This window comes from Vibrio sp. Vb0937 (assembly GCF_033338855.1).
In genome coordinates this window covers 20,911-28,243 of the sequence record NZ_JAWOTK010000034.1, presented here as the reverse complement: position 1 = coordinate 28,243, position 7,333 = coordinate 20,911, and the positions used below count along the sequence as shown (strand labels likewise).

General features: G+C 46.9%; 4 protein-coding genes. 1 reads left to right on the top strand and 3 read right to left on the bottom strand.

Annotated features, from left to right (window positions below; translation table 11 throughout):
• Positions 1 to 35 precede the first annotated feature (35 nt).
• A complete protein-coding gene (gene tolC, locus R7P67_RS21305) occupies positions 36 to 1,400 on the top strand; it encodes an outer membrane channel protein TolC (protein WP_017820248.1) in 1,365 nt (454 codons plus the stop codon).
• A gap of 178 nt (positions 1,401 to 1,578) precedes the next feature.
• On the opposite strand, the gene hldE is transcribed toward tolC, so the two are convergent.
• The 3 genes from hldE to R7P67_RS21290 form a co-directional block, all read right to left on the bottom strand.
• Positions 1,579 to 3,009 carry a bifunctional D-glycero-beta-D-manno-heptose-7-phosphate kinase/D-glycero-beta-D-manno-heptose 1-phosphate adenylyltransferase HldE gene (gene hldE / locus R7P67_RS21300; RefSeq protein WP_017633601.1) on the bottom strand — a complete coding sequence of 477 codons (1,431 nt, stop codon included), beginning with the start codon at positions 3,007 to 3,009 and terminating at the stop codon, positions 1,579 to 1,581.
• A gap of 67 nt (positions 3,010 to 3,076) precedes the next feature.
• Positions 3,077 to 5,920, bottom strand: a complete 2,844-nt coding sequence (glnE, locus tag R7P67_RS21295) for a bifunctional [glutamate--ammonia ligase]-adenylyl-L-tyrosine phosphorylase/[glutamate--ammonia-ligase] adenylyltransferase (RefSeq protein WP_262652814.1) — start codon at positions 5,918 to 5,920, stop codon at positions 3,077 to 3,079.
• Between the two features lie 113 nt (positions 5,921 to 6,033).
• Positions 6,034 to 7,290, bottom strand: coding sequence for a methyl-accepting chemotaxis protein (locus tag R7P67_RS21290; protein WP_005379890.1), 1,257 nt, complete (start codon positions 7,288 to 7,290; stop codon positions 6,034 to 6,036).
• Positions 7,291 to 7,333: the final 43 nt, after the last annotated feature.

The following is a 7,333-nucleotide window of genomic DNA, read 5'->3' as shown; positions in this document are numbered from 1 at the left end:
AGAATTAACCAATCTATGGACCGCGGGAATAGAAAATGAAAAAATTGCTTCCACTATTTATCAGTGCAGCGCTAGGTAGCATGAGTACGTCTGCGTTCGCAGACTCTTTGGCTGAAATCTACGACTTGGCAAAACAAAATGATCCACAATTGCTCAGTGTAGCAGCACAACGTGACCAAGCTTTCGAAGCAATCACCTCAAGCCGTAGTGCTCTATTACCACAAATTAACCTTACTGCGGGTTACAATTTAACTCGTGGTGACAACGATTATAACGATGGCGCTCTGGGCAAATCATCGAATGATCAAGATGCTCTAACTGCTGGGGTAAGTTTCTCACAAACTCTATACAATCGCGCATCTTGGATCTCTCTAGATACTGCTGAGAAAAGCGCTCGCCAAGCAGACGCGACTTACGCAGCGACGCAACAGGCACTGATCCTTCGCGTGTCACAAGCGTATTTTGAAGTTCTACGCGCGCAAGATAATCTTGTTTTCGTACGAGCAGAAAAAGCCGCAGTGGGTCGTCAATTAGAGCAAACTAAACAGCGTTTTGAAGTAGGTTTGTCTGCAATCACTGACGTGCATGACGCACAAGCTCAGTACGACCAAGTGCTAGCGGACGAAGTGTTGGCAGAAAACGCGCTAACTAATAGCTACGAGTCACTGCGTGAAATTACAGGCCAAGAGCACAAAGATCTCAACATTTTGGATACTGGCCGCTTCACCGCTAGCCCATCGACCGTACCAGCTGAATCACTCATTGATGAAGCAAAAACCAAAAACCTGACCTTGCTATCTTCACGTATTCTTCAAGACATCGCGCGTGACAATATTTCACTAGCAAGCTCTGGCCACTTACCAACGCTCTCTCTAGATGGTGGTTACAATTACGGAGATTACTCAGGAACGGACAACACATTCAATAGTGGCCTAAACCGCAATGCCAATAGTGACCGTACTAGTGACAACTTCAATATCGGTGTGAACCTTGCTGTACCGCTATATACAGGTGGTAACGTAACCTCTCAAACCAAACAAGCTGAATACGCATACGTGGCAGCAAGCGAAGATCTTGAAGCACAGTACCGTAGCGTAGTCAAAGATGTTCGCGCACAAAACAACAACATTAACGCCTCTATCGGCGCATTACGTGCGTATGAGCAAGCGGTTATTTCTGCACGCTCTGCACTAGAAGCAACAGAAGCTGGCTTTGATGTAGGTACTCGTACTATCGTTGATGTACTGGACGCGACTCGTCGTCTATACGATGCGAACAAAAACCTATCGAACGCTCGTTACGACTACATCTTAAGTGTTCTTCAGCTACGCCAAGCAGTTGGTACGCTAAGCGAACAAGACATCTTGGACGTTGATGCAGGTTTGAAAGCGGCAAAATAACCGCGAACTGAATACTTCAGGTCTTAATAAATAAAAAACGCCAGTTGAGTTATCAGCTGGCGTTTTTTATTACTTGTAGTTCAGAGCTTAAAAGTGCCTCTGAACTACAAGTATCAAAAAGGCCGCACTTAGCGACCTTTATGAGCAAATAGCATTTCAATGCTAACAAACAGCATCCTTAGCCCTTACCGCCTTTGATTGCATTAATGATTTCACTGGTCGAGCAGCCATCTTCAAAGTTCAATACACGAACTTCACCACCCGCCGCAATGACTTCTTTACCACCAGCAATCTCTTCTGGTTTGTAGTCACCGCCTTTTACTAGCAAGCTTGGTAGAACTTCTGAGATCAAACGCTGCGGCGTATCTTCACTAAATGGTACAACCCAATCCACAGCGCCCAAACCTGCCAACACCGCCATGCGGCGATCGGTTGGGTTTACCGGACGACCAGGGCCTTTAAGGCGTTTTACTGACTCATCGGTATTAACCGCAACGATTAGGCGATCGCCCAGTTCAGCAGCATGGTTTAAGTAAGACACATGCCCAGCGTGTAGAATATCAAAGCAGCCGTTTGTCATAACGACTTTCTCGCCACGAGCACGTGCTTTTTTCACCGCTTCGATCAGTGCTTTTTCTGAAATCACACCGTAATCCGTGTCTTGGCTGCCATGTACCGCTTCTGCTAATTCAATCTCAGAAAGCGTTGACGTGCCTAGTTTACCAACCACAACACCTGCCGCTGCGTTTGCTAGTGCACACGCTTCTTCAAATGATTTGCCTGCGGCAACAGACGCTGCCAATACAGAGATAACCGTGTCGCCCGCACCTGTCACGTCGTACACTTCTTTCGCTTGAGTTGGAAGGTGGAAAGGTTCCTGGCCACGACGAATCAAGGTCATTCCGTTTTCGCTGCGTGTCACTAAAAGCGCTTCAAATTCAAACTCTTCAACCAAAGCCAGTGCTTTCTCTACTAGCTCTTGGTCAGATTTCACTTTACCTACAACGTCTTCGAACTCTTTCATGTTTGGCGTAAGAAGTGTTGCGCCACGATAGCGTTCAAAATCCGCACCTTTCGGGTCAATGAAAACCGGAATATTTGCTGCGCGCGCTTTTTGAATGTATGCCTGAACATGCTCTAACGAACCTTTTGCGTAGTCAGACATAATCACGGCTTTAACGTTTGGCAGTGCGGCATCCATACGTGATAGCACCGGTGCAGAATCTGTGTTTTCAAACTTGTCTTCGAAGTCGAGACGAATAAGCTGTTGTCCACGGCTCATTACGCGAAGCTTCGTAATCGTTGGGTAATCAGGCAGTGCAACGAAATCGCACTTCACATTGAGTGAGCTCAGCGTCTCCGTCAGCACTTTTGCAGGCTCATCTTCCCCAGTTAGACCAACAATGTGAGCATGGCCACCTAGTGATGCGATGTTCATCGCAACGTTCGCAGCACCACCAGGACGCTCTTCATTGTTTTCTACTTTTACAACAGGAACCGGCGCTTCAGGAGAAATGCGCCCGGTTGGGCCATACCAGTAACGATCTAGCATGACATCACCGATGATGAGCACACCAGCGCTGTTGTAATCAGGTAGAATTGGTTTCATTGTTGGTCTCCAAAAATTAAATCGAAGTGAGTTTATCACAGCCCTTATCGAGGCTAAATATATGGTCTTAACTGAACCACTGATTCCAAGCCTGTTTTACCCACTCCCTTTCGGCAACAAACTTATCTTCCACCACATCAGCGTCTAAATTGAGTAGATTTCGGCGGTGTATTTCGTTGCGCATTGTCGTGTAAGCACGTATCAACTGCATTGCTTGGTCTTCGTCCATAACATCTTGCGCAATGAGCGTTTCAAAGATGCGCACATTATCACACCAACGCGTCAATTTCGGCTTATCGTGACTATAGTTGAGCACTAGGTACTGAGCGAGAAATTCGATATCGGTAATCCCACCTACATCTTGCTTGAGCATAAAGCGGCCTGGCTTTTTCCCCCCAAGATGACCGCGCATTTTTTCTCTCATTTCGACAACGTCTTTTTTCAGTTCAGCTTGATCGCGTGCTTTGCACAACACATCATGCCGCGTATTGTGAAATGCTATCGCCAGTGGTTCATCACCATAAATCATGCGCGCGCGGACAAGTGCTTGATGCTCCCATGTCCACGCGTCTTGATGTTGATAGTCGTCGAACGCGTCCGTTGGGCTAACCAACAAACCCGATGCACCGGACGGACGCAATCGGGTATCGACCTCGTATAAAATACCGGAAGCGGTGCGAGTGGAGAAAATATGAATGATACGCTGTGCTAAACGAAGGTAGAACTGACGGCCATCAATCTCTTTTTTGCCGTCAGTGTAGACATTGACTGAGCAGTCATGCATGAAGACAATATCCAAATCGGAGTTATAGCCGAGCTCCCACCCTCCGACTTTACCATAACCAATTACAGCAAAGCCTTTGCCTTCACGATCTTTCACATGCGTTGGCTCGCCGTACTTTTCAGACACTTGCAACCAAGCCTGACTGATCACCGCATCCACGATAGCTTCCGCTAAATAAGTTAAATGGTCACTCACTTTCATCACTGGCAATGCGCCAGCAATATCTGCCGCTGCAATACGCAAAATACAAATTTGCTTAAACTGACGCAACGCTTCCATTTGCTGTTCCATATCATCTTCAGGAATACGCGCCAAATAATCACGCAGCTCTGTACGGTAACTGTCTAATGGAATGGGATTGTATAGCTGCGCAGGATCGATCAACTCATCAAGCAAGATAGGATAACGAGACAGCTGCTCTGAAATCATTGGGCTTGCGGTACACAAACGTACGAGCTGCACCAGAGCCGCTGGATGCTCATCCAATAATTCCAAGTAAGTTGTGCGAGTGCAGATGTTGTGTAGCAAGTGAAGTACACGAGATAAACCAAACTGTGCCTCAGGATGGGCAAAGACCGCATCAAACACTTTCGGCATCAAACGGTTGAGCACTTCGCGTCCACGTGGGCCTAACGTTTTTTTGGCCAGATCGGTTTTAAAGTTGATGATGGTTTTCGCGCATGAAGCAAATTCTTCAATCTGAATATCCTGCTGCAAGATATGCTCAAGAACGTCTTGCTTGTCGGCCATATCCCATAGCTCATGAAAATGACGAGCAACAGTAGTCCCCTCGTCTTCTTCATCATCACCAATTAGTGATTCAAAAACTTGGTGAACATTTGCCATATGCTGCTGGGTTTGCTCAATCAATTGCTCCCAACAGCTTATTTTCATCGCGGTGGCGAGCTTTAAGCGTTCGGTTTCGCAATCAGGCAGCGTCTGGGTTTGCTTATCCGCCATTGCTTGCAACAAGTTTTCTAATTGACGCAAGTACTTGTATGCGGCTTCTAGATCGCTGACTTCTTGTGGAGTAAGCAATGCCAGCTCTTCAATGCCTTGTAGCGTTTCCAACAGCCCTCGATTACGCAAAGAAGGTTCTCGACCACCTCGAATCAATTGAAAAACTTGAGCGATAAATTCAATTTCTCGGATGCCACCCGCACCTAGCTTAATGTTGTTATTCAAACCTCGGCGGCGAACCTCGCTACTGATCATCGACTTCATTCGACGCAAAGATTGAATCGCACTGAAATCAATATAACGACGAAAAACAAAAGGGCGCAGCATTTGGCGTAGCTCTTGATACTGCGGGTACATCTCACATCCCATCACCCGAGCTTTGATCATCGCGTAACGTTCCCAATCTCGCCCCTGTTCTTGGTAATAATCTTCAAGTGCGGCATAGCTCATTACCAAAGGGCCACTTTCTCCAAATGGGCGAAGTCGCATGTCGACGCGGTAGCAAAAACCATCGAAGGTTTGTTGGTCGAGCGCTTTGATGATGCGTTGACCAAGACGAGTAAAGAACTGGGCATTGGCAATGCTGCGGCGTGCGCCTTGGGTTTCGCCATTCTCTGGATACGTGAAAATTAGATCAATATCGGAAGAAAAGTTTAACTCGCCACCACCTAGTTTCCCCATGCCGATAATTAACATCGGCTGCACTTCACCGTCCTCACTTGTTGGCGTGCCCCACTCCTGACAACACACTTGATATTGCCATTGATAGGTTTCAAAAATCATCGCTTCTGCCAACTCAGATAAGTGGCTTAAAGACGTCTCTAGAGACCATGCATGCGTGAAATCCTTCCACGCAATGTACACCATTTCTCGGTTGCGAAACTGACGCAATACGCGATGACCAGACATCTCATCAGGACATTGTTCCAACAGTCCAGCAAGGCGTGAGCGGTAAGACTCCTGACGACTTGGCTGCGCTAACATACTTGGCAACTCACGGGCTAGGACTTCATCGCGATGAATGGCTTCGGTTATAAATTGGCTTAAGCCCGCCACATAACGAAATTGCTGCGCAACCTCATCGGGCCAAAGGGGAAAATAACCTGCGTCTTGGGCGTTTTGTACGGCAGATTCAGCGATAGAAATCAGTGGCGAAGGCAGCTGCATTTTTCTTCCTTGTTTGAAAAGCACGGTAACTCATTCTTTATACCAGACTGAAAGCAAATAAAAACGCCCACAAAAGGTTTGTGGGCGTTTTATCAAAAGTTCGGGATCGAATATTAAACTTGGAAAGATTTGATCTTCTTGTCTAGCTCACCTGCATTATTTTGCATCATTTCAGAGGTTTCTAGCAGCTCGGTAACGACAACAACTGAGGCTTCCACCAACTCACGTACATTGGTGAGGTTTTGGCTCATCTCTTCTGCAACACTGCTTTGCTGACCAGACGCCGTCGCGATCTGGAAGTTCATGTCATTGATTTGCGTCACTTGCCCAACAATACCATCGAGCTCAGATCCAGCATTAGAAACCAGCTCGTTTCCATCTGCCGCTTCTACAACGCTTTTTTCCATGAGTTCTACCGCAGATTCAGCACTGGTTTGCAGCTGTGCGATCATCTCTTGAATTTCTACCGTCGCTTGTTGTGTGCGTTGGGCAAGGTTACGAACTTCATCTGCAACCACAGCAAAACCCCGCCCAGCCTCGCCAGCTCGCGCCGCTTCAATCGCCGCATTCAGTGCAAGCAGGTTGGTTTGTTCAGAAATGCCTTGAATCGTCCCCACAACGCTACCAATGGCTTCAACACGTTCTTCAACTTGGTTAACCGCTTGTGCCGATGAAGCGATATCCGACGAAAGTTCACTCATTTTCGCCATTGTACTTTGCAAGAACTGCTGACCAGAAATTGCTTGTGCGGAAGCTTGCTCTGTTAGAGAAGATGCCGTCTGGGCATGTTCCGCAACCGTTTGGACCGTCGACGACATCTCACTCATCGCCGTAGCAAGTTGATCAATTTCGTTAAACTCTTCTTGCGCCGATTCCTTCGTTTCCGACATGCTCAGTGTCATGACTTCGGTGAGCGTTGATAATTCATCAGACGCATTAATTTGCATTTGAATCACATCGTGCAATTGTCGACGTGTCTTTTCTAATTCACGTGCCACGTCTCCGTATTCATCTTTACAATCCATACCAAATGGAACAGAGAGGTTCTTGCTCGCCATCAGTTTGATCGCGTCGCTCAGATACTGTGTTTGACGCAACATTACTCTAGCCGCCGCTAATAAGAGCACGACAAAAACCACTATCAATAAGGCGGTTTGCCAAGCAACTTGCGTTAAGTATGCTTCATAATGCTGTTGGGCAACTTGCGCGTTTTGTGTCGCCGCTAAAAGTGAGTCGTAAAAAGTGTTTGCGTCCCACAGTTGTTTTGCCACGATCAGGACAGTGCTGAAGACCATCAACATGACCATTTTAGGCACCAGTCGAATGTCGGATATGACCCTTTCCCATGGCTTAAATGCCAGCTTTTCCATTGTCAGTTCTCCACCGAGTCTTATATAGTCTTTATCTATAATC